Genomic DNA, 2,717 nt, shown 5'->3' with positions numbered 1-2,717 from the left:
GTACTTCGCCGCGCTCAGCTACCGGGGCCCGGACGGCTCGGAGCAGAAGCTGCTGCACCGCAGCGAGCCCGGCACCCCGCACCCGGAGTGGAAGATCCTGCAGGACCTGCGCCGGCTCAACGTGCCGCCGGAGCAGGTGCTGGAGCTCTACACCGAGCTGGAGTCGTGCGACCTGCCGGGCGGCTACTGCAACCGCATGATCGCCGCGTCCTGGCCGAACGTCCGGCTCACCCACACCGCCCCGTACGGCCGCGACCACGCGTCCCGGCAGGCCGGGATGGCCGAGCTGCTCGACCATCTGGACGAGCTGCACCAGCTGGCGTCCGGCGCCCAGCGGGTCCGCCCGTTCCGGGTGCCGCCGCCCGCGCCCGGGACGGTCCAGGCGCTGCCGCCGCTCCCGCCGCAGCAGCTCGCCCAGGAGACCGGCGCCGCCTTCGGGCAGAACCTGTTCCGGTACGAGCAGCGCGCCGTCTCCCGCCAGGGCGTGCCCGAGCCGGTGTCCCAGACCCTGATGTGGGCCGGGCTGCCGCGCGACTTCGGGCCGTTCTTCTGGGCGCAGGCGCAGGAGGGCCGCCCGATCCCGACGCTCGCCGAGCTGGCCGCCGAGCGCGGCCTGGCCGCGGGCCCGGACTTCGGCGGCTACCTGGTGCTGGGCAACGACTACGGACGGCAGCTGTGCGTCCAGTACGGCACCGCGCACGTGGTGGCCGTGGACATCGATGGAACCGGTCAGCCGCCCCGGTTCGTCAACAGCGGTGTACCGGAGTTCGTCCGCTCGATGGCCCTGCTGGGCCGGATGTGGCGGCTGCGGTACGGGCTGACCCCGGACCAGGCCGGTCGCTGGACGACCGACTTCCAGGCCCAGCTCGCCGCGATCGACCCGGCGGCCCTGCAGAACGCGGACACCTGGTGGGCCGTGCTGCTGGAGCAGTTCTGGGACGGCCTGCTGTAGCGGACCGTCGCAGGTCCTCGCAGGTGGGAGGGGTCGTTCCGGTGCCCGGAACGGCCCCTCCGGCATGCCTCCGCAGCTGTGCCTCGTTGGGGTTTCGCCCAGATCTGCGCAAAATAGGTCAAGAGGATGGGTCTATTCGTCTCGTCCTCGACATATTCCGGTCCGCACGACGACGGAATCCGGCCCGGGGCACCGAACCGGTTCCGGATCCGTCCGTTCCGTCCGATCATGGGCTCCGCAGCCCGCGAAACGAGGGGAAGAGCCCATGAGCGACGCCGTCCCCCAGTACGGCTTCACCCAGGCCCGCCGTGGCTACGTGCCCGAGCAGGTCGACCGAGCCCTCGCCGCCCTCACCGCGCAGCGTGACGAGGCGTGGGAACGGTTGAGCGTCCTGGGCGCCGGCATCCGGCAGATGGAGGCCCGGCTGGCCGACATCCGCCGGACTGCCGAGGAGGCCCCGGAACCCGACTACCAGGTACTCAGCGAGCAGGCCGCCGGACTGGCCGCAATGGCCGAGAACGAGGCGCGCGCCGTCCGGGAGAAGGCCGAGCGCTTCGCCGAGGACCTGCGGGACGAGGTTTACGAGGCGGGGCAGGCCGCCGACCGCGCCGCCAAGGAGTACAGCACCACGACCCGTACCGACGCGGACGCGGCCGCCCGCCGCACCGAGGAGCGGACCCGGGCCGAGGCCGAGGGCATCCGGTCCGACACCGACCGGGAGAGCCGTTCCGCGCGGGACGCCGCGACCGCGTACGCCGCCAAGGTGCGGGTGGCCGCCGCCGAGGCCAGCGAGCAGGCCGAGGCTGAGCTGGCCGCCCGGCGCCGCAAGGCCGACGAGACCTTCGCCGCCGCCCAGGCCGCGGCCGACGCCGAGGACGCCGAGGTCTCGGCGACCGCCGAGCGCAAGGTCAAGGAGGCGGAGCAGCAGCGGGAGACGGTGCTGAACCGGATCAAGCAGCTGGAGACGGACGCCCAGGCCAAGGCCGACCAACTGGTCGAGCAGGCCCGCCGGGAGGCCGAGAAGATCAACGCGGAGAGCGAGCGCGAGCAGCGCGAGTTCGACACCCGGCTGGAGACGGTGCAGCAGCACCTGGACCACATCAAGGCCACGCTGGCCTCGCTCACCGGGGCGGCGGTCGGCCAGATCGAGCCCGAGGTGGCGGCGGCCGCCGTCGCGGCCGCCCGGGCCGCCCAGGACTCCGTCGGGACCGTCGTGCCCGTCGCGGCGCCCGCGCCCCCCGCTCCGCGGGACGCGGTCGCGGACGCGGTCGTCGACGCCTCGCCGGTGGACTCGGAGGCGGACACCGGGGAGATCCCGGTGGCCGACCTGCGCAAGACCCTGACTCCCGCGGCTCCCGCCGGGGCCAAGGCCCCCGCCCGGGAGAGGTCGGCGACCGTGCTGCGGACGCCGGTGGTCGGCAGCAGCGCCACCAGGGCCATCGGCGGGCCCGTGGCGACCGGCCCGGTGCCGCCGAAGCCGGCCTCGCCGCCCGCCGAGGAGACGGTCGAGGGGACGGCCGGGGCCGAGGGAACGGCCGAAGGAGCGGCTGAGGGAACGGCCGAGGCGAAGGCGGTCGACGGGCCGGCCGCGGCCGGGAAGGGCGACGGGCGGTCCTCGGAGGCCGAGACCCGGATCGTTCCGAAGATCATCATCGTGGACGACGGCAGCGACTACGCGACCCCCCACACGGTGAGCTACAACCGCCGCTGACCGGCGCGCCCGACCGCGCGCCGCGAAGGCCCCGACCGCCCGGTGAGAGGCGGT

At 74.5% G+C, this 2,717-nt stretch carries 2 protein-coding genes; both read left to right on the top strand.

Features of this window, described 5'->3' with window-relative positions; translation table 11 throughout:
- Nucleotides 1-952, top strand: a 952-nt coding sequence (locus ACIQOV_RS36240) for an SUKH-4 family immunity protein (protein ID WP_401055061.1), incomplete at its 5' end; no start/stop codon positions are given.
- A 265-nt stretch (nt 953-1,217) separates the two neighbouring features.
- The gene (locus ACIQOV_RS36235) at nt 1,218-2,663 is read left to right on the top strand and encodes a hypothetical protein (protein ID WP_401055060.1); all 1,446 of its coding nucleotides are present in this window, start codon (nt 1,218-1,220) and stop codon (nt 2,661-2,663) included.
- The last annotated feature ends 54 nt before the right edge of the window (nt 2,664-2,717 follow it).

Source organism: Kitasatospora sp. NPDC091257, from assembly GCF_044757675.1.
GTDB lineage: Bacteria > Actinomycetota > Actinomycetes > Streptomycetales > Streptomycetaceae > Kitasatospora > Kitasatospora lactacystinica.
This window is presented reverse-complemented; position numbering and strand designations above follow the sequence as displayed.

Bases quoted from the DNA above. Each gene is read 5' to 3' on its own strand.
- ACIQOV_RS36235 (WP_401055060.1), top strand. From the start codon at position 1,218: ATGAGCGACGCCGTCCCCCAGTACGGCTTCACCCAGGCCCGCCGTGGC.